Annotated in this window: 21 protein-coding genes; 10 read left to right on the top strand and 11 right to left on the bottom strand. The window is 71.4% G+C overall.

The features are described 5' to 3' along the window. Positions 1 to 392 precede the first annotated feature (392 nt). Complete coding sequence (locus tag AB0I28_RS36035) at positions 393 to 1,874, bottom strand: MDR family MFS transporter (protein WP_357500332.1); 1,482 nt, start codon at positions 1,872 to 1,874, stop codon at positions 393 to 395. 11 nt (positions 1,875 to 1,885) lie between these two features. Then, positions 1,886 to 2,491, bottom strand: a complete 606-nt coding sequence (locus AB0I28_RS36030; protein WP_357500331.1) for an NAD(P)H-dependent oxidoreductase — start codon at positions 2,489 to 2,491, stop codon at positions 1,886 to 1,888. Positions 2,492 to 2,607: 116 nt separating this feature from the next. Between AB0I28_RS36030 and AB0I28_RS36025 the strand changes: the two genes are divergently transcribed. Together AB0I28_RS36025 and AB0I28_RS36020 are read left to right on the top strand one after the other, a co-directional pair. Beyond that, entirely contained in the window at positions 2,608 to 3,336 is a 729-nt protein-coding gene (locus AB0I28_RS36025) for a TetR/AcrR family transcriptional regulator (protein ID WP_357500330.1), read from the top strand. A 268-nt stretch (positions 3,337 to 3,604) separates the two neighbouring features. Then, positions 3,605 to 5,278 carry an ABC-F family ATP-binding cassette domain-containing protein gene (locus tag AB0I28_RS36020; RefSeq protein WP_357500329.1) on the top strand — a complete coding sequence of 558 codons (1,674 nt, stop codon included), beginning with the start codon at positions 3,605 to 3,607 and terminating at the stop codon, positions 5,276 to 5,278. Between the two features lie 84 nt (positions 5,279 to 5,362). Here AB0I28_RS36020 and AB0I28_RS36015 read toward each other — a convergent pair whose 3' ends face one another. Continuing rightward, positions 5,363 to 6,925, bottom strand: a complete 1,563-nt coding sequence (locus tag AB0I28_RS36015; RefSeq protein WP_357500328.1) for a sugar transferase — start codon at positions 6,923 to 6,925, stop codon at positions 5,363 to 5,365. Positions 6,926 to 7,135: 210 nt separating this feature from the next. Here AB0I28_RS36015 and AB0I28_RS36010 point away from each other — a divergent pair, with 210 nt between their 5' ends. Together AB0I28_RS36010 and AB0I28_RS36005 are read left to right on the top strand one after the other, a co-directional pair. Then, positions 7,136 to 8,311 (top strand): glycosyltransferase family 4 protein, encoded by a 1,176-nt coding sequence (locus tag AB0I28_RS36010; protein WP_357500326.1) that lies wholly within the window; start codon positions 7,136 to 7,138, stop codon positions 8,309 to 8,311. Then, positions 8,301 to 9,029, top strand: a complete 729-nt coding sequence (locus AB0I28_RS36005; RefSeq protein WP_357500325.1) for a prolyl oligopeptidase family serine peptidase — start codon at positions 8,301 to 8,303, stop codon at positions 9,027 to 9,029. The genes AB0I28_RS36010 and AB0I28_RS36005 overlap by 11 nt, the downstream gene beginning before the upstream one ends. 11 nt (positions 9,030 to 9,040) lie before the next feature. Here the strand turns inward: AB0I28_RS36005 and AB0I28_RS36000 are convergent, their stop codons facing one another. From AB0I28_RS36000 to AB0I28_RS35990, 3 genes are all read right to left on the bottom strand, one after another. Further along, a complete protein-coding gene (locus AB0I28_RS36000; protein WP_357500324.1) occupies positions 9,041 to 9,250 on the bottom strand; it encodes a hypothetical protein in 210 nt (69 codons plus the stop codon). 241 nt (positions 9,251 to 9,491) lie between these two features. Beyond that, positions 9,492 to 9,926, bottom strand: coding sequence for an SRPBCC domain-containing protein (locus AB0I28_RS35995; RefSeq protein WP_357500323.1), 435 nt, complete (start codon positions 9,924 to 9,926; stop codon positions 9,492 to 9,494). Beyond that, positions 9,923 to 10,273 carry a metalloregulator ArsR/SmtB family transcription factor gene (locus AB0I28_RS35990; RefSeq protein WP_357500320.1) on the bottom strand — a complete coding sequence of 117 codons (351 nt, stop codon included), beginning with the start codon at positions 10,271 to 10,273 and terminating at the stop codon, positions 9,923 to 9,925. Before AB0I28_RS35990 ends, AB0I28_RS35995 begins: the two co-directional genes overlap by 4 nt. 135 nt (positions 10,274 to 10,408) lie before the next feature. On the opposite strand from AB0I28_RS35990, the gene AB0I28_RS35985 reads away from it, so the two are divergent. Beyond that, the gene (locus tag AB0I28_RS35985) at positions 10,409 to 11,182 is read left to right on the top strand and encodes a phosphodiesterase (protein ID WP_357500318.1); all 774 of its coding nucleotides are present in this window, start codon (positions 10,409 to 10,411) and stop codon (positions 11,180 to 11,182) included. A 59-nt stretch (positions 11,183 to 11,241) separates the two neighbouring features. Continuing rightward, positions 11,242 to 12,069 carry a hypothetical protein gene (locus tag AB0I28_RS35980; RefSeq protein WP_357500317.1) on the top strand — a complete coding sequence of 276 codons (828 nt, stop codon included), beginning with the start codon at positions 11,242 to 11,244 and terminating at the stop codon, positions 12,067 to 12,069. Between the two features lie 7 nt (positions 12,070 to 12,076). Here AB0I28_RS35980 and AB0I28_RS35975 read toward each other — a convergent pair whose 3' ends face one another. Then, positions 12,077 to 12,574, bottom strand: a complete 498-nt coding sequence (locus AB0I28_RS35975) for a hypothetical protein (protein ID WP_357500316.1) — start codon at positions 12,572 to 12,574, stop codon at positions 12,077 to 12,079. Positions 12,575 to 12,716: 142 nt separating this feature from the next. Here AB0I28_RS35975 and AB0I28_RS35970 point away from each other — a divergent pair, with 142 nt between their 5' ends. From AB0I28_RS35970 to AB0I28_RS35960, 3 genes are read left to right on the top strand one after another with little or no spacing between them, the layout of a single operon-like run. Continuing rightward, a complete protein-coding gene (locus AB0I28_RS35970; RefSeq protein ID WP_357500315.1) occupies positions 12,717 to 14,207 on the top strand; it encodes an AMP-binding protein in 1,491 nt (496 codons plus the stop codon). Further along, on the top strand, positions 14,204 to 15,694 hold the full coding sequence (locus AB0I28_RS35965; RefSeq protein WP_357500314.1) for a methylmalonyl-CoA mutase family protein: 1,491 nt from the start codon (positions 14,204 to 14,206) through the stop codon (positions 15,692 to 15,694). Before AB0I28_RS35970 ends, AB0I28_RS35965 begins: the two co-directional genes overlap by 4 nt. Positions 15,695 to 15,749: 55 nt before the next feature. Continuing rightward, positions 15,750 to 16,697, top strand: a complete 948-nt coding sequence (locus AB0I28_RS35960) for a hypothetical protein (protein ID WP_357500313.1) — start codon at positions 15,750 to 15,752, stop codon at positions 16,695 to 16,697. 2,024 nt (positions 16,698 to 18,721) lie between these two features. Here the strand turns inward: AB0I28_RS35960 and AB0I28_RS35955 are convergent. Both AB0I28_RS35955 and AB0I28_RS35950 read right to left on the bottom strand, forming a co-directional pair. Further along, complete coding sequence (locus AB0I28_RS35955; protein WP_357500311.1) at positions 18,722 to 19,018, bottom strand: hypothetical protein; 297 nt, start codon at positions 19,016 to 19,018, stop codon at positions 18,722 to 18,724. 102 nt (positions 19,019 to 19,120) lie between these two features. After that, the gene (locus AB0I28_RS35950) at positions 19,121 to 19,828 is read right to left on the bottom strand and encodes a methyltransferase domain-containing protein (RefSeq protein WP_357500310.1); all 708 of its coding nucleotides are present in this window, start codon (positions 19,826 to 19,828) and stop codon (positions 19,121 to 19,123) included. A gap of 33 nt (positions 19,829 to 19,861) precedes the next feature. On the opposite strand from AB0I28_RS35950, the gene AB0I28_RS35945 reads away from it, so the two are divergent. Continuing rightward, on the top strand, positions 19,862 to 20,581 hold the full coding sequence (locus tag AB0I28_RS35945; RefSeq protein WP_357500308.1) for a glycosyltransferase family 2 protein: 720 nt from the start codon (positions 19,862 to 19,864) through the stop codon (positions 20,579 to 20,581). On the opposite strand, the gene AB0I28_RS35940 is transcribed toward AB0I28_RS35945, so the two are convergent. Further along, the gene (locus AB0I28_RS35940; RefSeq protein ID WP_357500336.1) at positions 20,550 to 21,431 is read right to left on the bottom strand and encodes a transketolase; all 882 of its coding nucleotides are present in this window, start codon (positions 21,429 to 21,431) and stop codon (positions 20,550 to 20,552) included. The two genes, AB0I28_RS35945 and AB0I28_RS35940, sit on opposite strands and share 32 nt — an antisense overlap. Before the next feature lie 72 nt (positions 21,432 to 21,503). Then, positions 21,504 to 22,196 (bottom strand): transketolase, encoded by a 693-nt coding sequence (locus tag AB0I28_RS35935; protein WP_357500306.1) that lies wholly within the window; start codon positions 22,194 to 22,196, stop codon positions 21,504 to 21,506. Between the last annotated feature and the right edge of the window lie 56 nt (positions 22,197 to 22,252).

Raw genomic sequence — 22,252 nt, 5'->3', positions numbered from 1 at the left:
GAGGCTCCGCCCCCAGACCCCCGCTGGAGCTCCGCCCCAGACCCCGCCAGGAACTCCGTCCCTGGACCCGGTCCTGCGCCTGGGCTGCGGGCCGTTGTAGGGCGGCTGTGGGGCGGCCGGCCCCGTTGTCCACAACCCGTCGGTCATCCACAGGCTCGACGATCTAGCCCTAACACCCACGCCCAGCCCTCTTCCACAGTCAGAAGTGGGAGGCGGACCCGGTGGCCCCGCCGTACCAAACCAGCGAAACCGTGACGCGGAGCCCACGTGTTCGCGACGGAATCGCGAACGACTCCCGGCGCCCAGTCCCGTCCCCGCGCGTGCCGGGCACGGCGCTCGTTCCCGGACGCCCAGTGCCGTCCATGCGCGTGCCGGCGCGGGGACGGTCGCCTTCACGCCGCCGTCGCGACTTCCTCCCTCGTCGGCGTCGGCTCCAGTTGCGGCAGCGGCACCTCCCGGACCCGCCACGCCACCGCGAACGCGATCGCCGACAGCACCGCCGCGCCCAGCGCGACCCAGTGCAGCCCGGAGACGACCCCATCGCGGAACAACTCGCGAGCCGGCTCCGGCAGCCCCGCGACCTGCGCCGGCGTCAGCTCACCCGAGGTCAGCTCGGCGGCGAACATCGCCCCCAGCAGCGCGATGCCCAGCGACCCGCCGATCGTGCGCAGCAGCGTCACCGTCCCGCTCGCCGCGCCCATGTCGCGCGGTTGCGCGCTGCTCATCGTGATCAGCAGCGTCGCCTGCATCCCGAAACCGATCCCCGCCCCCGCGACCAGGCTCAGCGACGACGCCAGCCACGTCGGCGTACCGGTCCCGAGCATCAACAGGGCCACTGCCCCGGCGGTCATCAACGCCCCGCCCAGAATGGGGTAGATCCGGTAGCGGCCGTTGCGGGCGATCATCCGCCCCGTCCCCAGCTGCGCGACCAGCATCCCGAACAGCAGCGGCAGCAGCAGCATCCCGCTGGCCGTCGACGACGCCCCCTTGACGAACTGCATGTACTGCGGCAGGTAGTTCGACAGCGACATCATCACCGCGCCGGTCAGGAAGCTCAGGATCTGCGCGACGGTGAAGTTGCGGTCGGCGAACAGCCTCGGCGGGATGATCGGCTCGGCCGCGCGCCGCTCGGTCCGCACGAACCACGCCGTCGCGCCCACCGCGACGACCGCGAGCCCGGCGATCTGCGGCGAGAACCACGCGAACGTGTTCCCGCCCCAGGTCGCCGCCAGCGTCACCGCCAGGATCGCCACGGTCAGCAGCGCCGCGCCGAGCACGTCGACCTTCGCGCGCACCCGCTCGGTCCGCAGGCGGATCTTCCACGCGACCAGCGCCAGCGCCACCGCCCCGACCGGCAGGTTCACGTAGAAGGTCCAGCGCCAGTCCAGCTGATCGGTCAGGAACCCCCCCAGCAGCGGCCCGCCGATGAACGCCACCGGCATCATCACCCCGACCATCGACTGCGCCTTGCCGCTCTCCCGCGGCGGCAGGATCACCCCGATGATCGACATCGCGCCGACCATCAGCCCGCCCGCGCCAAGGCCCTGGACCGCCCGGAAGGCGATCAGCTGCGTCATGTCGGCCGACAGCCCCGAGAAGGCCGACCCGATCAGGAACAGCCCGATCGAGGACATGTAGGTCGCCTTGCGCCCGACGAGGTCGCCGAGCTTGCCCCACAGCGGCGTGCTCACCGCCGCCGTCAGCAGGTAGGCGGTCACCACCCAGGAGAGCTGTTCGAGCCCGCCGAGCTCGCCGACGATGGTCGGCAGCGCGGTGCCGACGATGAGGCCGTCGAGCATGGCCAGGAACATGCCGAGCATCAGGCCGAAGATTCCGACGTAGAGGCCCCGTCGGGGGGCGGCTTCGAGTGTCATCGCCGGTTTCCTCAGATCGCGTTCTCGAGCGGCTTGCCGAAGGGACGCGCCTCGCGCGCCTCGCGCAGTCCGAGCGCCCACCAGGCGAGCTGGTCGAGGAGAGCGGTGACGGCGTTGTCGCAGGCGGGGTCGACGGCCTTGCCCTCGGCGTCGAACTGCGACCAGACGCCGGCCAGGCTCACCGTCTCGCGGATGGTCATGGCGTTGAGCTCGGCGAGCACGCCGCGCAGGTGCTCGACGGCGCGCAGGCCGCCGGACACGCCGCCGTAGGAGACGAAGCCGACGGGCTTGCCGTGCCACTCGTGGTTGTGCCAGTCGATGGCGTTCTTCAGCGAGGCCGGGTAGCTGTGGTTGTACTCGGGCGTGACGATCACGAAGGCGTCGGCGGCTTCGAGCCGGGGCGACACGGCGGCGACGAGTTCCTCGGTCCCGGGCGGGGGCGCCTCGCCGAAGGCGGGGAAGACGACCGGCAGCGGGGTCTCGACGAGGTCGACGACGTCGAAGGTCATGTCCCGGCGTTCGGCGAGGTGGCCGGTGAGCCAGGAGGTCACGACGGGGGCGAAGCGGCCGTCGCGGGTGCTTCCGACGATCACGGCGATCTTCAGGGGAGAGGTCACTTGAGACTCCTGTGTACGTTGTATCGGTCGAGATACAACGTACACACCGCCGTGTACGTTGTCTACTACGGGTACGCTGTACACAGGATTAACGAATACAAGGAGGCTCTCGAATCGTGGCCAAGCAGGACAAAGAAGCCGAGATCTCGCTCTGGGAGCGCTTCGACCTCGACCGCGTGACCCCGGTCCGGAACTCCCTCTCCACCGGCAAGATCGCCAAGACCGCGATCGCGCTCGCCGACGCCGAAGGCCTCGGCGCGGTCACCATGCGCCGCCTCGCCACCGCTATGGACGTCGCGCCGATGGCCGCTTACCGCTACGTCAAGAACAAGGACGAACTTCTCCAGCTCATCGGCGACCGCGTCTACGCCGAACTCGAACCGCCTGCCTCCGGCCCTTGGCGCGAGTCCGTTCACGCCCTCGCCGTCCTCACCCGCGAGCTCGTCCTGCGCCACCCGTGGATCGCCGACCTCCCCCCCGTCGCGGTCATCGCCCCCAGCCCCAGCCGCAGCGCCCTCTTCGAGTACGGCCTCTCCTGCTTCGCCGGCCTCCCCCTCGACGCCGACGAGAAGATGGCCGCCGTGCGGGCCATGAACTCCTATGTGCGCGGCGCCGTCAGCCACGAGATCGCCCTCGCCGAGTTCATGACCGGCGAGGGTTGGACCCACGGCGACGACCTGCGCACCGCGCTGGCGCCGTCGATGACGTACGTGGTCGAGACCGGCTCCTACCCGCACACGCGCGACTGGGCCTACAAGGCAAAACGCAAGGACGACCGGACCTGGGAGTTCGAGTACGGGCTCGACGCGCTGCTCGACGGGATCGCGGCCCGCCATGGGATCTGAGCGTCCTTGTTAGGGTGGGACCGACGTCAGGGGGGACCGACGTCAGGGGGGGACCGACCTCCTGGTCGTCCATTCGGTCGTCCATTCCATTTAGCCGCCCATCGAGGAGTCGGGACATGCAGGGAGACGACGACATCTCCGGGTGATACCCGGAAGTGATCGCCGACCGGCGGGTGCCAGCGGGCATCGCCGTCGGGCAGTCGTCCCCTTTTCCATGTCCCCGCGGGCCGCAGCGCCCTGCCGCCCGCACGCCTCGAATGGATCCTCCATGCCGCACGCGGCCCTCATCGCCCATGACCTCGTCCGCGCCTTCGACGGCAGGCGGGTGCTCGACGGGGTCGGCCTCACCGCCGCGCCCGGCCGCCGCATCGGCCTGATCGGTGACAACGGCGCCGGCAAGTCGACGCTGCTGCGCCTGCTCGCCGGTACCGACGAACCCGACTCCGGGACCGTCACGCGCCCGGACGACCTGGGCTTCCTCCACCAGGAGATGCCCTTCGACGAGCGCGCCTCGGTCGCCGACGTCCTCGACGACGCGCTGCGCGAGGCACGCGAGGATCTCGCCGAACTCGACCGCCTCGCCGCGAAACTCGCCGACGCCGACGCCGACACCGGCGACGACCCCGCCCTCCTCGACGGCCCCGCCCTCCTCGACGCCTACGGCGCGCGCCTTGAGCAGGCCGAGGCCCACGAAGCCTGGGACGCCGACCGTCGCGCCGAACTCGTCCTGGCAGGGCTGGGCCTCGGCGCCGTCGGCCACGACCGGCTCCTCGGGTCGCTGTCCGGCGGCCAGCGCGGCCGCCTCGCGCTGGCCGCGCTGCTGGTCCGGCGGCCCTCGGCGCTGCTGCTCGACGAGCCGACCAACCACCTCGACGACGACGCCGCGGCCTTCCTTGAGGAGCAGCTGCGCGCGCTGCCCGGCGCGGTCGTCCTGGCCAGCCACGACCGGGCATTCCTCGACGCCGTGTGCACCGACCTGATCGACCTCGACCTGATCGACCTTGACCTGTTCGACCTCGACCGGGCCGTCGGCGGCCCGGTGCGCTTCGGGGGCGGCTACAGCGAATACCTCGCCCACCAGCGCGCCGCGCGCGAACGCTGGGAGCAGCGCCACGCCGCCGAGCAGGAGGAACTGGCGGCCCTGCGTCACTCCGCGGACGTCACCGCGCGCAGCGTCGCGCCCGACCGTGAGCGCCGCGACAACGAGAAGATGGGCTACGGCCACCGGGCCGGGCGCGTCCAGAACCAGATCTCGCGACGGGTCCGCGACGCCGTCCGCCGCCTGGAGACCCTGGAGCGCACCCAGGTCGCCCCGCCGCCCCCGCCACTGCGGTTCGCGCGCACCGAGCTGGCCGCACCGTCGGCCGACGGGACGCTCGTCGCCCTGCGCGAGGTGGAGGTCCCCGGGCGCCTGGCCGTCGAACGCCTCGACGTGACGGCCACCGACCGCCTCCTGGTCACCGGCGGCAACGGAGCGGGCAAGTCGACGCTGCTCGCCGTCCTCGCCGGGGACCTCGACGCCGAGGGCGAGGTGCGGCGCCGTGGTGGACTGTCGGTGGGCCTGCTCGCTCAGGACACGCGCTTCGACCGACCCGAGCGCCCGGCGCGCGAGACCTACCGCCTCGCGCTCGGCGACGATCGCGCCGAAGCGGTCCCGCTGTCCTCGCTGGGCCTGATGCGCCGCGCGGACCTCGACAAAGCGGTTGGCAGCCTGTCGGCCGGGCAGCGCCGGCGGCTCGCCCTGGCGCTGCTGGTAGCCCGCCCGCCGGAGCTGCTGCTGCTCGACGAGCCCACCAATCACTTGTCGCCGAAGCTGTGCGACGAGCTGGAGGAGGCCCTGGCGGGAGGGCCGGGCGCGATCGTCCTCGCCAGCCACGACCGCTGGCTGCGGCGGCGCTGGCGGGGACGGGAGCTGAACCTGGGCCAGGCCGTGTCCGGGTGATCACTGCGGGGCTGAGGGGCTGAGGGGCTGAGGGGCTGCGGGGCTGCGACGCGCCTCGCACCCACAAGATCACCAGGTCACGCCCTAGTAGGCGCCCTTGCGCTGGAGCACGACCAGCACGGTCCGGAAGAGGATCTGCAGGTCGGTGGTCAGCGACCAGTTGTCGACGTAGTAGAGGTCGAGGCGCACCGCGTCGTCCCACGAGAGGTCGGAGCGGCCCGAGACTTGCCACAGGCCGGTGATGCCCGGCCGGACCAGCAGGCGGCGGCGCACGTCGCCGAGGAAGTCGCCGTTCTCGGCGACCAGCGGGCGCGGGCCGACCAGCGACATCTCGCCGCGCAGGACGTTGATCAGCTGCGGCAGCTCGTCGAGGGACGTCCGGCGCAGGAAGCGCCCGGCGGGCGTGATGCGCGGGTCGTCCTTCATCTTGAACAGCAGGCCGTCGGACTCGTTCTGGTCCATCAGCGTCGCCAGCCGCTCCTCGGCGTCGACGTACATGGTCCGGAACTTCCAGCAGCGGAAGGTCTTGCCCTCCATGCCCACGCGGGGCTGGCGGAAGAAGACCGGCCCGGAGTCCTTCGACTTGATCGCGATCGCGATGACGATGAACAGCGGCAGCAGGACCAGCAGGCCGATGGCCGCCGACATCTTGTCGAGGAGGTTCTTGATGACCCAGCCGATGCCCGACAGGGTCGGTTCCTCGACGTGCAGCAGTGGCACGCCCTCGACGGGGCGGATGTGCACGCGCGGGCCGGCGATGTCGGTCAGCTGCGGGGCCACGACCAGGTCGATGCCGGTGCCCTCCAGCTGCCAGGCGAGGCGGCGCAGGCCGCCGCGCTCGGCGGAGGCAGAACCGCACACGGCGATGGTGTCGGCGCCCAGCGTCTCGGCGAGGGCCACCAGGTCGGTGCCCGAATAGACCGGTACGGGCGTTTCGATGCCGCGCGCGGAGGCCGCGCCCTCGGTCAGATACACCCCGATGGGGAGGAAACCGGCCTGCGGGACGCGCGAGACGGCGGTGTTGACCTCCAGGGCCTCGTGCAGGGTCCCGACGAGGAGGAGGTGGTGCACGGCCTGCTTGTGGCGGCGCAGCGACTGGAGCACCCGGCGGGCGAAGAAACGGCCGATGACCAGGTACATCAGTGCCGAGGACAGTGCGATCGCGACGGCCAGACGCGACAGGTCGGTCTTGAACAGCAGGGCCGTGAAGGAGACGATCGACACCACGACCAGCGAGGCCCGCACGACGCGCTTGAACTCGTCGGTGCCCACGCCGAGGTAGCGGCGGTCGTAGCAGCCGTTGCCCCACAGGGTGATGATCCAGGTGAGCGGGAGCAGGCCGTAGGCGATCGCGTAGAACAGCGAGTCGATCTGCACCTGCAGAACGCCGCCGCCCCAGTCGTACTCGTCGAAGCCGGTGGCGGCCGTCCCGGTGGTGACCACGGCCGTCATGCTCGCGGCGAGCGCGGCCAGCGCGTCGATGCCGAAGAGGGCGGCGGCGTAGGTCCGGTGCCAGGTGGCGGCGCGGACCGTGCGCTGCCACGCGGAACGCGGAACGCCGCTCGTCGTCGGCTCTTCGACTTTCACGTCACCTGCGTTCCCGGTTCGCTCGCCCCCGTGAAGCGGACGCTGGAGGCTGGTCGTCAATTCTCATCCCTCCGCGTGAATGCCCTGCGGTGGCCGCAAGACAGTCTGCCACGCAACGGTCCCCTGGCAAGGGGCACCTCGCCGGTATGGCCGGTGCCGCCTGGGGCGGGTATCTCCCGTTTCGGCTCGTTCGCGGCCGTCGCGGCGCTCCTGGGCGCAGGGGTTAGGGTGACGTGTCCTGGTCACCGTCAGATGAACGTGGGCGTCCTCATGAAAGTTGTCATCGCGCACAACCGCTATGTCTCTGCCCAGCCCTCGGGTGAGAACACGGTGGTGGACGCCGAGATCGGCCAGTTGCGGGGGGCGGGGCTGACGGTGCTGCCGTTCCTGCGCTCCTCGGACGAGATCGCCGACCTGTCCACTGTGGGCAAGCTGGCGCTGGCGGTGTCGCCGATCTACGCGGCGCGGGCCCAAAAGGAGCTCTCGGCCCTGCTGCGCGCCGAGCGGCCCGATGTCCTGCACGTGCACAACGTCTACCCGTTCCTGTCGCCGGCGGTGGTGAACACCGCCCACCGGCACGGTGTCCCGGTCGTCCAAACGATCCACAATGTACGCCACGAGTGTCTCAACGGCCTTTTCTTCCGGGACGGGCGGATCTGCCACGACTGCGCCGGCAAGCGTTTCGACCTGCCGGGCGTCGTGCACGGCTGCTACCGGGGTTCGCGTGCGCAGAGCGCCATCATGGCCACTTCCCTTGCGGTGCACAAGGGGACGTGGCGAAGTGTGGACCGTTTCGTGGCCCTGACGCCCTGGATGGCCGACTACCTGGTCCGCTTCGGAGTCGCGCCCGAACGCATCGTGGTCAAACCGAACTCCTCGCCCGATCCGGGGCCGCCGACGCCGACCGGTGACGGCTTCGTCTACGTCGGGCGGCTGTCGTCGGAGAAGGGCATCGAGCAGTTGCTGGAGGCCTGGAACCGTTATCCCGTCGGGTCTTTGGGCGGTCTGACGCTGGTCGGCGACGGCCCGCTGCGGGCGATGGTCGAGCAGGCGGCGACGCTGCGCGCCGACATCAACTACCTGGGGCGGCAGCCGCGCGAGCACGTCGACGCCGCCGTGCGCGCCGCCTCGGCGCTGCTGCTGCCGTCGATGTGGGACGACATCCTGCCGACCGTGGCGATCGAGGCGCTGGCCAACGCGCGGCCGGTGCTGGCGACCAATCTCGGCGGGATGCCCTTCCTGCTCGGTCACGGCGAGCCGGGGCAGACGGCGGGCTGGGTCGTCGAGCCGTCCGTCGACGGTCTCGCCGCCGGGCTGCGGCAGGCGTCCGAGGAGGCGCAGTCGCTGTCGGGGGTCGCGCGCGCCCGCTACGAGTCGACTTTCGCGCCCGAGGTCGTCACCGGGCAGTTGATCGAGATCTACAAGGGAGTGTCGCGTGTCCCGTGACGTGCTCGGCCGGGCCGCGCCCGGCGGCGAGGTGGTCCACTACGGGCCGCTCGGTGAGCAGGTCGTGGAGTTCTGGCGCGGCGGGAGTCGCGGTCTGGTCGTGTTCGCGCACGGTGGTTTCTGGCGCGCCGAGTACGACCGCTCGCACGTCCGGCCGCTGTGTGACGACCTCGCCGGGCGCGGGTACACCGTCGCGGCGATCGAGTACCGGCGGACCTCGCCGGGTGTCCTCGGCTGGCCTTCGACCTTCGAGGACGTCGCCGCGGCCGTCGCGGCCGCACCGGGCCTGTCCGGAGCGGGGGAGCTGCCGATGGTCCTGGCCGGCCACTCGGCGGGCGGGCATCTGGCGCTGTGGGCCGCCTCCGGGCGCTCCGGTGTCGCGGGGGTGCTGGCGCTGGCGCCGGTCGCCGACCTGGCCGCCGCGCACGCCGAGGACCTCGACGGGGGCGCCGTTGCCGACCTGCTCGGCGGCTCGCCCGAGGAGCAACCCGAGCGCTACGCCGCCGCCGACCCGATGGGCCTGCCGTACACCGCGCCGGCCGTGCTCGTGCACGGCGACGCCGACGAGCAGGTTCCGCTCGGGCAGTCGTACCAGTTCACCGCCCGGACCGGCGCGAAGCTGGTCGAGCTGCCCGGCGCCGACCACTACGACCTGATCGACCCCGAGTCGGCGGTGTGGCCGGCCGTGCTCGCCGAACTCGACGGGCTGTTCGCCTAGGGTCCAATCGCCTAGGCCGTGTCTGACGCGTCCTCCGACGGTTCCGCTTCGGCGCGGCGCCCGCGCCGGTCGAGGGCCGCGCGCATCCGTGCCCGCATGCTCGCCGGGTCGTAGGTCAGCGGTGTGTCGGTGACGGCGTCGTCGGCGGCCCGCGGTTTGGGCGGGGCGGCGAGGTAGCGGCTGCGGCGGCGTCGGCTGCGTTCGGCGGGATCGGTGGACATCGCCCGATTGTGCCCGTTGTGGACAGGTCGGTGATCATTTGCGGCGGTGTGTCGTGGTCTTCTCGTGAGCCGCGGGCCGCTCGCCGAGCCCGCTTCAACACGGCGGTGTCGTCGACTTCGCCCACTGCCCGAACGGCCCGGTCGACACGCAGGGCTGGACGCGGAAGACGCTTCGGCGCGGTCCTGAACCGTCCGACGCACGCGAACGGCCGGCCATCGGGCCGGCCGTTTCGGCGTTTCCTTATGCCTTGAGCAGCGCGTCGAGCTTGGTGAAGGAGCTCTCCCAGCCCTCGCGGGTCATCTCCGCCATCTCCCGGCTGAACGGACCCTGCGTGATGGTGATGCGCGTGCCGCCGTCGGCGTCGGCGAACTCGACCTTCATGGTGAGGGCCCGGCCTTCGAAGACCTCGGAGCCGATCATCAGCTCGTTCTCCACGACCTCGCTGAAGGTCGAGTCGATCGGCGAGGCCATCGACGGGTCCTCGTCGCTGACCATCGTCATCTTGTACCCGCCGCCGGCGTGCGGGGCGACGGAGATGGTGTCGCGCGGCACGCTCCACCCGACCGGCCCGAACCACTGGGCGATCTGCTCGGGGTCGGTGAACGCGCGGTAGACGAGCTCGCGCGGGGCGGCGAAGACGCGCGTGAGGACCATGGTCTCGGTGTCGGTGCTCATGATGTGCTTCCTTTCGTGGGGGGCGCCTCGATAAGGCGCCTGAGGTGATCGTCCAGGAGACCGAGCCGCGCGTCCCAGAACTCGCGATAGGTCTCCATCCAGCCGGCCGCCTCCCGCAGCGCCTCGCCCCGCAGGTGGCTGGTCCGCCATTGAGCCGAGCGGCCGCGGCCGATGAGGCCGGCGTGCTCCAGGACCTTGAGGTGCCGGGAGACCGCCGGGAGGCTGATCGGGAACGGTTCGGCCAGGTCGGTGACGGTGGCGTCCCCCTCGGCGAGCCGGGCGAGGATCGCCCGGCGGGTCGGGTCGGCCAGTGCGGCGAAGATGATGCTGAGCCGGTCGGTGGCCATTGTATTCAACTCACTCTTTAATTAACCGATACGTTAAACATAGCGCGTCCGGCGGAGATGTCAAGTCCCGGACCGAACTTTCCGCGTTCACCCGATCGCCATGAACCGGGCGGTTCGGCCCGGCAGGATCGCCCCATGGCCTCGATCGCCCACCTCAGCGACCCGCACGTGACGACCGGCCCGCTCGCCGCCGAGCCCACCGCCCGCCTGCGCGCGGCGCTCGACCGGGCACGCGCGCTCGACCCCGCGCTCGTCGTCATCACCGGCGACCTCGTCGAGCACGGCCGCGCCGAGGAGTACGCCGCCCTGCGCGAGATCCTCGACGGCTTCGCGCCGCTCCCGCACCTCGTCGCCGGCAACCACGACGACCCGGCCGCCCTCGCCGCCGCCTTCGGCATGGACGCCACCCGATACGTCGCCGACCATCCCGCCGCGACCCTCGTGGTCCTCGACTCGACCGTTCCCGGCGCACCCGGCGGGCTGCTCGGCGACGAACAGCTCGCCTGGCTCGACGCCGCGCTCACGCGCCGGCCCGGCAGACCCGCCTTCGTCGCCGTCCACCACCCGCCCATCGCCGTCGGCCTGCCCGTCCTCGACGGCATGCGCCTGGCCGACGGGCCCGCGCTCGCCGAGGTCGTCGCGCGCCACCCGCAGGTCGCGCGGGTGCTGTGCGGCCACGTCCACCGGGCGATCACCGCGCCCTTCGCGGGCACGACGCTGGCGGTCGCGCCGAGCACCTTCCGGCAGAGCGAGCTGCCGCGCCGGGGCGGCCGGTACGTCGCCGAGCCCGCCGGATTCCTTCTGCACGACGAGGTCGAGGGCGCGTGGATCACGCACACGGTCACCGCCGGTGAGCCCGCCCGAACCGGCTTGCCGCGTTCGGCGGGCGCGGCGAAGATGGTGCGATGACCTCTGAGTACCGTGCGTCGACCTCTCAGAACCGTGCGACAACTTCGGAGAACCGTGCGATGCAGTCCCTCGTCCAGCGCCTCGGCGACGGGCACCGCTGGCACGTCGGCGATCTGGGCTGGTCGTACCACTCGCGGCCGGACGCGGCCGCCGGCCGCCGGATCCGGGTGTGGGAGGCCGGCGGCGAGGTCGTCGCCTTCGGCTGGCTGACCCTGCCCGGCCATCTCGACTTCCTCGTCGACCCGGCCCGCCCGCACCTGTCCGCCGAGGTCATGGCGTGGGCCCACGAGACCGCCGGCGACGGCGAGCGGACCGTCGCGGCGCTGGAGACCGAGACCCACCAGCTCGCCGCGATCGAGGAAGCCGGCTACCGCCGCGTCCCCGGCGCGCCCTACTTCACGCACCACTTCCACGACCTGGCCGACATCGCCGAACCCGTTCTGCCGCAGGGCTTTCGGCTGCGCCACGTCGAGCGCGACGAGGCCGCGGCGAGGGCGGCGGTGCATCGCGGCAGCTGGTCGGACCTGGCGCCGTCGCGGGTGACGACGGAGTCCTACACGGCGGTCATGGGCGCCTGGCCCTATCGGCCGGAGTTCGACTGGGTCGTGGAGACCGAGGAGGGGGAGATGGTCGCCTCCAGTCTCGGCTGGTTCGACGAGGTCAACAAGACCGGCCTGCTCGAACCGGTCGGCTGCGTGCCGGCCTACCGCCGCCTGGGCCTGTCGCGGGCCTGCAATCTGGCCTTGCTCAGGGCATTCCGCGACGCCGGCGCGGTCGCGGCCCGCGTATGCCCGCGCGGCGACGACGGCTACCCGATCCCGCGGAAGCTCTACCGCGCGATCGGCTTCGTGCCGGGCGCGCGCACGGTGTCGTACGCGCGCCCGTGAGCGCCGGCTAGCAGCCGCCGCAGTTGTAGAACAGGATGTCCCAGTGGTTGCCCTCGTCGGTGTAGAGGTTCCCGGCACCCGAGCGGTACTGGTAGCCCCAGCCGGAGATGTAGCCGACGTAGGTGAAGTGCGCCTTGATGTAGTTGCCGACGCACGCGTACTTGCTGATGTCGAGCTTGTAGCCGTTCCAGTGGCTGTAGGTGCCGCCGGAGTGGCCGGTCTCGGTCCCGCCGGTCACGTTGATCGCGCAACCGCTGGACGAGCGCAGCGTCCTGATACCGGAGATGGTGACCTGGCGGACGTTCGTGAACGACGTACAGGTCGGGTTGTTGCGGTCGCTGCAACCGCCGCTGGACGACCAGGAGATCCCCGACGCGCTGAGCTGCGAGGTCGCCTGGGCGTGGGTGAGGAAGGTGGCGGCCTGTGCCGGGGAGGCCATGGCGAGGAGGAGTGCGGCGACGGCACCGACGAGAACGGTGGCGGCGCGTTTGGCTAAGCGGGGCATGGTGCGTCTCCCGTTTTGTAGTAAAACTGCCGGATCCCCGAGGGGAATGGAGGATTTCTACCATGAGCGGCGCCTTGAACACCAGGTCGCGCGGTCTGCCGAATCCTTGACGGCCGTCGATTCGGCGTGACAGGCTCGCTCCATGGTGGGCGACGCGAGCACCGCACAGCTGCTGTCGCGATCGGCGCGCGCACACGCCGCCCGGATCGCGATCGAGGGTCCACAGGGGACCGTCACCTTCGCCGAACTCGCCGACCGGGTGGCGCGCGTCGCCGCCGGCCTGCGCGACCTGGGCCTGTCGCCCGGCGACCGGGTCCTCGACCTCCAGCCCAACCAGAACACCTCCATCGAGCTCGACCTGGCCACCTCCTGGGCCGGCCTGGTCCGCGTGCATCTCAACCACCGCCTCCACGAGCGCGACTGGGCCCGCATCGCCGAGGACTCCCGCGCCACCGCCCTGGTCTACGACGCCCGCTACGCCGAACGCGCCGCGTTCCTGCGCGACGAGCTGCCCCACGTGTCCATCGGGGACGGTCCCGGCGTCTCCTACGCCAAGCTCGCCGAAGGCCCGGCGATGCCGCCCGAGGTCCGCGACCTGGTGTCCCTCAACTACACCAGCGGCACCACCGGAGCCCCCAAGGGCGTGCGCCGCGAACACTCCAACCGGCTCGCCGGCGCCGAGGCGATGGCCGCCGACGTCGTGCCCGGCCTGTCCACAGAGGACACCTACCTGCACGCCGGGCCCATCACCCACACCTCCGGGCTGTTCGTGCTCCCGTTCCTGGCCGCCGGGGCCCGCCAGCTCATCCTCGGCGGCTTCGACACAGGCGACGTCCTCGAAGCCGCCGCCGAACGCGGCGCCACCCACACCGCCCTCGTGCCGACGATGATCGCCCGCCTGCTCGCCGACCCGGCCCTCGACCGTCCACTGCCGCTGAAGATGCTCGCCTACGCCGGCGCGCCCATGCCCCCGGCGCACATCCGCGACGCGTTCGAGCGCTTGACGCCCCACCTCGTCCAGTACTACGGCCTGGTCGAGGCGATCCCGCCCATCACCGTGCTGTCGGCCGCCGACCACCGCGAAGGACTCACCGGCCGCCCCGAACTGCTCACCTCCGCCGGCCGCGCCGCCACCGGCGTCGAGCTGCGCATCGTCGGTGACACCGGCGAAACGCTGCCGCCCGGCGAGGTCGGCGAGGTCACCATCCGCGGCCGCGCGGTGATGAGCGGTTACTGGAGCGGCGACGGCGGATCGCGCCCCATCCGCGACGGCTGGCTGCACACCGGTGACCTCGGCCGCGTCGAGACCGACGGCCACCTCTACCTCGTCGACCGCAAAGGCGACATGATCATCACCGGCGGCTACAACGTCTACCCCCGCGAGGTCGAGGAGGCCCTGTCGGCCGCCGAGGGCGTCGACCAGGTCGCCGTCGTCGGACTCCCCGACCCCGAATGGGGACAGCGGATCGTCGCCTACTACACCGGCCGCGCCCAGGAGTCCGAAGTGGACGCACATGCCCGCCGCGAACTCGCCTCCTACAAGAAGCCCAAGGAGTACCGCAGGCTCGACGCCTTCCCCCTCAACTCCACCGGGAAGATCGACAAGAAGGCCCTGCGCGGAGGGACGCCATGACCGAACGCCCCGGCGAGTTCCCCTACACACGCGGCATCTCCGCCGAGGCGAAGCCCTGGATCATGGGCCAGTACGCCGGTTTCGCCACCGCCGCCGAGTCCAACCGCCGCTTCCGCGAGCTCATCGAGGCCGGCCAGACCGGCTTCTCCGTCGCCCTCGACCTGCCCACCCAGCTCGGCCTCGACTCCGACGACCCCCGCGCCGCCGGCGAGGTCGGCAGGGTCGGCGTCGCCCTGGACTCCCTGGCGGACCTGGAGATCCTGCTCGACGGCATCGACCTGTCGGCCATCACCCAGGTCCGCACCACCGCCAACTCCATCGGCTACCTGTGGGCGGCGATGTTCCTCGCGCTCGCCGAGCGCCGGGGTGTCGAGCCCGACGCCTTCGGCCTGTTCATCCAAAACGACGTGCTGAAGGAGTTCATCGCGCGCGGCACGCAGATCTTCCCGCCGCGCCCGTCGCTGACCCTGGCCGTCGACACGATGGAGCACCTGTCGCGGCACGCGCCGCGCTGGGTGCCGCTGGCCATGTCGGGGTACCACATCGCCGAGGCGGGAGGCGACGCCGCGACCGAGGTCGGCTACACCTTCGCCAACGCCATCGCCTACCTCGACGCGCTGGTCGCCAGGGGCGTGCACGTCGACGCGGTGGCCCCCAGCCTCTACACCTTCCTGTCGGTGGGGCTGGACTTCCTCGGCGAGGTCGCCAAACTCCGCGCCGCCCGCCGCGTGTGGGCCAAACTCGTCCGCGAGCGCTACGGCGCCCAGGACCCTCGCTCGGCACAGCTGCGGATCTTCGCGTTCACCGCCGGCTCGTCGCTGACCGCGCAGCAGCCCCTCAACAACGTCGCCCGCACCGCGATCGAAGCCCTGGCCGCCGCCTGCGGAGGTGTCCAGACCCTGCACGTGTGCGCCTACGACGAAGCCCTGGGCGTCCCCACCGCAGACGCCGCCACCCTCGCCCTGCGCACCCAGCAGATCGTCGCCTTCGAGACCGGCCTCGGCGGGGTCGCCGACCCCCTCGGCGGCTCCTACGAGGTCGAGGCCCGCACCGATGCCTGCGAACGCGCCATCACCGACGTCATGGCCGACATCGAGGCGCGCGGCGGCGCCCTCGCCTGCGTCGAGGCCGGTTACCAGGCCGGCCGCCTCGCCGACGCCGCCTACCGGCAGGCACGCGCCGTCGAGAACGGCGAGAAGATCGTCGTCGGCGTCAACCGCCACGCCTCACCACGAGAACCCCTCGACGTCTTCCGCATCGACCCCGCCGCCGAGGCGGGGCAGGTCGCGGCTGTCGAAAGACTGCGGGCCACCCGCGACGCGGCGGCGGTGGAGAAGGCGCTCGCCGACGTGGAGTCGGCGGCGAGGGCGGGGGAGAACATCGTGCCCGCCTGCGTCGTGGCGATGTCGGCCTACGCGACGCTCGGCGAGGTCGTCGCCAGGCTGCGCGCAGTGCACGGCAGCTGGACGCCGTCGGCGGGCCTGTGAAGGTGTTCTCAGGCGGGGGCGGACTTTGAGGCGGACGCCGATCGGGCCTTCGTGGATGCCGCGACTGTTCGCCCTGGCCGCCGCGATCGTGTGGCCCGCGGCCGTCGCCGGGCTGGTGAGCACCGTGCCGCAGACCGGATCGCCGGCGGGCCTGGCGGGCTACGCCGCCGCCTGCGTGCTGATGGCGGGAGCGCTGTGGCTCACGGCGGCCTGGGACCAGCCGAACCTCGCCGTCCTGGGCCTTCCACTGTGGACGCACGGTGACCTGATCGGCAAGCTCACCGATCCCTCCGGCCCCGGCTGGACCCCCGCCGTGCTCATCGCCGCCGGCGTCACCATCGCCGCGGCCGTCGCCGTCGGCGCGGCGGCATGGTTCACGGCCGGGCCCAAACTCATCGCCGCCTCCCTCATCATCCTCATCGTGGGCGGCTGCTTCTTCGGCGCCGGATTCGGCATCGACGACGACGAAGAACTCGAAGCCACACCCCACCACTTCGCCATCGACGCCCACCTCCCCGACTTCACCGCGAGCGCCTGGATCGCCCTGGCCGTCGCGATCACCGCCCTGACCGCCGGAGCCCTCCTCCACCGCACGCCCCAAGCGAGGCAGCAGCTGACCGCCGCCCACCGCGACCGGGACGACCCACCACCCCTCACCCGCGCCACCGTCGCCGCCACGACCACCGCCGCCGCCGGGACGGCGGGGATCATCGCGGCGCTCACAGCGGCGTCGGGAGGCGAGACGACGGTGAGCGCCGCCGCGATCTGGTGGGTCGGCCTGATCGCCGCCGCGGGGCTGATGGCGGTGCGGACGCCGCTCGCGGCGCCGGCGGGGACGGCGGCCGCGGCCGGGCCGACGGAATTGGTGGGGATGACGTGGTTGTGCGTCGGCGGCTTCGCGGTGCTGGCGGCGTGGGGGCCGTCGGCGGCGGTGCTGGCGACGGTGGCCGGGGTCGTCGGGGTGGTGGCGGTCGCGGTGTGGTGGGTCAGGCGGGGGAGGTGAGAGGGCTTGCGTCCTGGGGTGACGTTGGTGCGGTTGGTGCGGCCTGGTGTGGCGGCTTCGCTGGGTTGCTCCTTTGCCGGCGCCTGCTTTACCTGCCCCCCCGCTGGGCGTTCGTTCGCCTCTCGCGGCCTTTCCTTTGTTTCCGCTGTGGGGCCTCGTCCTGCCGTGCCCGCCGCGTTGCTGAGCCCTCGCCCCCGTGTTCGCGACTCGCTGCTTCGACCTGCGCCGCCGCCCGCCGCTCCTTCCGTCACCGCCTCCGTCACCGTCACCGCCACACCTCACTACGGCCTGTATCCAGCTCGCGAATCCATCGTGTGCATCGCGTCCGCGCACGCGCCCTTCTCCCGTCGCTCGCTTCCATCTCGTGCGGCTGCTGCGGTTCCCGGCGTGAGTTCCTGGGGCGCTGCCCCAGACCCCGGGCCTCGCTCTGGAAACGGTGGGGTGCTTCGGGTTGGGGTGTGCGCCCCACTCGCGCTTAGAACCGCAGAAGGCTTGGGGTTGTGTGCTTGGGGTGTTTCCGTCTTTCGGCCTGTTCAAGGGCACCTGGGGAACCTGTCGGGGTCAAGGGAAAGTGCGCCCTTGACCCCGCCAGAACCCCCAGGTAGGTCCAATCACCGGCCGACCGACGGAAACACACCTCCAGGGAAGCCTTCTGCCGTGCTTCGCACGGCTGGTGCGGCGCTGAAGACGGAGGCGGCAGCGGCACACGGGGTGGTTCGGGCGTCAGCCGCACACGAGACGGTTCGGCCAGCAGCCGCGCACGGGGTGGTTCGGCCGTCAGCCGCGCACGGGGTGGTTCGGCCGTCAGCTGCGCACGAGATGGTTCGAGCGGCAGCGGCGCACGAGACGGTTCGGGCGTTAGCCGCTCGCAGGGTGGTTCGGCCGTCAGCCGCACATGAGACGCGGTTCGGCCGTCAGCTGCGCACGAGATGGTTCGAGCGGCAGCGGCACACGGGATGGTTCGAGCAGCAGCAGCTCACGGGCCTGTGTGCGATTCGGCGTTTCGGGGGCGAGCGCCCGACGCCGACGCCGGGCTGAGGCCACGCATTGGGTCGCTCTCTCCTGGAAGCCGACGCGAGTCCGAGCATGGCCGTCGACTTGGGCGGTCATGTGGGGCGGGACCGGTTGCCACCGAGCACGCCCGGTTGTGCGTCGCCACCGGTGCGGCGCTGGCTGACCCCGCCATCGAGCGGCGGCTGTTCGCGCACTTCTCGGTGGGGATGCCGGCTGCGGCCGTCACGTGCTTCGCCGAAGAGGGCTGCCGGTGCGCCGCTGATCCTCACGCGGCCTTATGCGCGGTCCCTCGCTATGCCTGGCCGGGCAGGGTCCCTTGCGTTCGCCAATGCGCCAATGCGCCAATGCGCGTCTCGCTCCGCGTGTGCCGCTGCTGCTCGAATCGTCCGATGAGTCGCTGTACGGCACACCTTCCCGTGGCTGATGCTGCCGCGCCCACTCGCTGGAGACTCCCGCTTGTCGCGGCTCGTGTGCTGCTGCCTGCCGTGCTCGCCCGTGTGGCGCTGCTGCTGACACTTTCCCGTGGGCAGCTCCCCGCCGCACCATCCCGTGGGCAGCTGAACGCCGCACCCTCCCGTGGGCGGCTGCCGCCCGAACCACCCCGTGCGCCGCTCCCCACCGCACCCTCCCGTGCGCCGCTCCCTCCCACACCCGCGCGGACCCCCGCCGCGCTCCGCGCGGCAGAACCCTCCCCCGGAGCTGTGTTTCCGTCGGTCGGCCGCTGATTGGACGATACGAAGGTTCTGGGGCCGTCAAGGGCGTTCTTTCCCTTGACGGCCCCAGGTTCTTCGTATAGCCCTTGAACAGGCCGCCCGACGGGAACACGCCCACCACCCGACCTCAAACCTCCAGCGCCCTAACCGCAACTGGGGCGCACACCCCGAACCCGAAGCACCCCAACGTTTCCAGAGTGAGGCCCGGGGTCTGGGGCGGAGCCCCAGGAACTTACGCCGGGCACGCCACCACCCGAAAGCAAGCCCTCCCGAAAGCAAGCAGAGAACAACCCGCCCCTACCCGACCCCCGCCACCCCGACTTCCGCACCCGCCCCCGCACCCGCAGCCGCACCCGCACCCGCAGCCGCACCCCACCGCGCCCCCACCGCCGGCCGCAGGTAGTCCGTCTTCGAGTACAGCCGCACCCCCAGCCCCACCAGCGCCCGCGCCGCCTTGATCCGCGTCTCGCACGGGAACCCTTCCCCGCACCCGCTCCGGCACCGCATGAACCCGCCGGTGTGGTCGTGCTCGTCGTACGTCGCCCTCCACAGGCCGATCAGGTCTTCGGCGTTCGTGGTCACGTAGGGGATCATGGCGTGCTCCCTCGGTCGCGGTGTGGGCTCGTGTGTCCCACTGATGTAACCGTCCGGGGGTCGGATCGTGACGGACATGCAGTCCGGCAATACCTGAAGGGGTCAGGTGGCGCGTCCGACGGCGAGCAGGCTCTGCCCGAAGGGCGGGCGGGCTATCCGTTCGGTGGCGCGGACGGCGGGCACGACCATCCGGTCGTATGCCCGCAGCGCCACGCTGTCCTTGGGGGTGCCCTTGAGCAGCTTCATCATCACCATCCAGGCGAACCAGCCGGCCCAGTTGACGTGCTGGAGCGTGTCGACGGTCAGCCCGGCCTCCTCGAAGGCGGCGCGGAGGGTCTCCTTGCGATAGCGGCGCACGTGGCCGACACGCCGGTCGAAGTCGCTCATGAGAATGGGGTGGGCGGGCACGAAGATGAGGACCTTGCCTCCGGGGCGCACGAGTCGTGCCATGGTGCGCAGCCCGGCGACGTCGTCGGGAATGTGTTCGAGGACGTTGTAGGCCAGCGCCGCCGAGTACTCACCGTCCACGTCGGATGGCAGCAGCAATTTGCGGACGTGGACGCGCGGCTCGTCTGCGAAACGTTTTCGCAGTAGCTGGAGTCGGTCGGTGTCGCCTTCGGTCACGGTGAACTCATCCACATGCGACAGCCACTCGGCGGCGTAGTCGCCGTGGCCGCTGCCGATCTCGATCGGGTGTTCGCCGAGGTGGTCGAGGGCGAGTCCGGTCAGCCAGGCACGGTAGTGTGATGCCGCGCTGACATCCTCAAGCGCGCGGGACTGCGCCCGCGTGTCTCCGGTGATGTCGGCCATCCGCGCACCGTAACACCGCCGGGGGCTGCCGACGTGAAGCTGTCGATTTTGATGCCGGTCTACAACGAGCAGGACCGGTTGCTCAAGGCGCTCGACGCCGCCTTGGCAGTGGAGTACCCCTGCCCTGTGGAGCTGATCGTCGTCGACGACGGCAGTCGGGACCGGACGGCGGCGATCCTCGCCGGGTACGGCGACGAGCGGGTGACGGCGCTACGCCATGCCCGCAATCGGGGGAAGGGCGCGGCCATCCGGACCGCGGCGGACAAGGCGACCGGTGATTATCTGATCATCCTGGACGCTGACCTGGAGTACGACCCAGCCGACATTCCGACGCTCGTCGCGCCGGTTCTCGACGGGCGCGCCGAGGTCGTCTTCGGCAACCGGACCTTCGGTAGTCACAGCGCTTACTCCTTCTGGTACGTGATGGGCAACAAGGCCATCACCACCGCGGCGAACGTGCTCTACAACTGCTACCTGTCCGACCTGGAGACCTGCTTCAAGCTGATGCCGCTGGCACTGTACCGGTCCTTGCGGATCGTCTCGCAGGGCTTCGGCATGGAGGCCGAGGTGACCGCGAAGCTGCTGCGGCGCGGGATCCGGCCCTTCGAGGTGCCGGTCTCCTATCGCGCGCGCAGCCGCGAGGAGGGCAAGAAGATCACCTGGAAGGACGGGGTCGAGGCCTTGTGGATCCTCGGCCGCGAGCGGGTGGTCGTCCCGCCGGTCAGCGCGCGAAAGCCGCGATCCGCTCGCTGAGCGAGGCGGGATCGAGGCCGTGCCAGCGGTCGTGGTCGGCGGGGGTTCCGTACTTGTGCAGGTCGGCGCGTTTCACGCCGATCGCCAGTGTCCGTTGTGGCCGGTCGAGGAGGGCTTCGGCGACGACGCGCGTCGAGGTGCCCTCCAGGTAGGGCTCGACGAGGACGACCTCGCCGGTGTGCGCCAGTGCCCGCAGTCCTTCGACGTCGAAGGGGCGCACGGTGTTGGCGTAGGCGACCGACACCGACATCCCGGCGGTGGCCAGCAGGACGTTGTCGAGCGCCGGCCCGACGGCGATGACCAGCGGCCCGTCGCCCGACTTGATCAGGCTCAGGCGCCCGGCGGTCTGGTGCGGCGCCGCGTTGGCGATCGTGGACAGTCGCATGTAGACCTTGTCGTCGGTCAGCGCCGCCGCGCGCAGGGGACCGCCGACCTCCTTGGGGTGGCCGGGGACGTGCACGGTCCAGCCGGGCATCGTGTCGAAGAGGGCCACGTCACCGGGGGAGAAGTGCGTGTACCCGCCCTGCGACCAGTCGTAGGAGGCGCCGACGCTGACCAGGATCCCGCCGACGCCCTGGTGCTCGAAGTCGAGCTTGATCTGCTCGTAGGCGCGCTCCACCAGGAAGGGCGCGTAGGAGTGCGCGATCGGGCGCATGCCGGTCAGCGCGAGCCCGCCGGCGGCGCTGACCATGAGCGCCTCGCGGATCCCGACGTTGAGGACGCGGTCGGGGTGCTCGGCGGCGGCCTGCGCGAAGCGTTCGTGCCCGACGGAGATGTCGGCGAGCACGACGGCCACGCGCGGGTCGATGTCGAGGAGGTCGGCGGCGGCGTCGATGAACGCGTCGCGCATCGTGGTGGTGTTGGGAACGCGCATCGGGTCGCCGATGCGGGGGAGGCTGGTGGTCATCGCTGGAGGTCCTCTCTAGAAGTGGGTCGAGGTGGCGAAGGCGACGACGGCGTGCGGTGAGTTCCCGTCGTGCCCGCGCAGCGCGGCCTCGATGGCGTCGTGGTCGCGTCCGTCCACTTCGGACGCCGTCCAGCCCTGGGCGGTGAAGCGGGAGGCGATCCCGCCGGGCCAGCCGTGCGAGGCCGAACCGTTGTCGATGACGACGGCGGTGATGCCGGACAGCCCGGTGGCGCCGGCGTAGGCCATGGCCTCGTGGTTGGTGCCCTCGTCGAGTTCGGCGTCGCCGAGCAGGACGTACAGCCTCGGCTTCAGCAGGCCCTGCGCCCGCAGCCCCAGCGCGCTCCCGACGGCCAGCGGCAGCCCGTGCCCCAGCGAGCCCGAGGAGATCTCGGCGCCGGGCACCAGCAACCGGTCGGGGTGCCCGCCGAGCCGGGAACCGGCCGTGAACGCCTGGTCGAGCCACGCGTCGGGGATGTATCCCTTGGCGGCCAGCACGGCGTAGAAGGAGCCGGGGCTGTGGCCCTTGGAGAGGTAGAAGCGGTCCCGGTCGGGACTGTCGAGGGTCTCGGGGGACAGGTCGAGGACCCGGTCGTAGAGGGTCCACAGCACGTCGAGGGTGGAGTCCTCCGGGGCGTGTTTGACGTCGACGACTCGTTTGATGAGGCCGCGCAGGTCGTCATATCCGAAACGGGCGCTGGTCACGGTCATGAACTAAGCTTTCAAGTTCAAGTTCACTTGAAGTCAATGCCCAGTGCCGTACCTCA

Origin of the sequence: Phytomonospora sp. NPDC050363, from assembly GCF_040655735.1 — a bacterium.
In the GTDB taxonomy this organism is placed as follows: Bacteria; Actinomycetota; Actinomycetes; order Mycobacteriales; family Micromonosporaceae; genus Phytomonospora.
This window is presented reverse-complemented; position numbering and strand designations above follow the sequence as displayed.